This is a genomic window from Dryocola boscaweniae, from assembly GCF_025215095.1.
Classification (GTDB): Bacteria; Pseudomonadota; Gammaproteobacteria; order Enterobacterales; family Enterobacteriaceae; genus Dryocola; species Dryocola boscaweniae.
On sequence record NZ_JALHAP010000021.1, the window covers coordinates 1 to 303 of the forward strand.

The window sequence follows — 303 nt, forward strand, 5'->3', positions numbered from 1 at the left end:
GAAGAAGTCCGGCCTGATGGGCACCGGCGGGATTGGCATCACCGTCGGCAGCGCTAAATCGCGCCATGAGATGAACGAGGACGGCACCACCCAGAGCCAGAGCGCCAGCACGGTCGGCTCCACGGGCGGTAATGTCAGCATCAGCGCGGGCGGCCAGGCACATATCGGTGGCTCTGATTTAATTGCGGGTAAAGATTTGTCCATTACCGGCGACAGCGTGGTGATTGACCCGGGCCACGACAGACGTACCCGCGACGAGTCTTTTGAGCAGAAGAGCAGCGGGCTGACGCTTGCGCTGTCGGG

The 303-nt window shown here is 62.4% G+C and carries 1 protein-coding gene; it reads left to right on the top strand.

The window, feature by feature from the left end; translation table 11 throughout:
* A partial coding sequence (locus MUA00_RS00100; RefSeq protein ID WP_271130441.1) for a hemagglutinin repeat-containing protein occupies window positions 1-303 on the top strand: 303 nt, incomplete at both ends.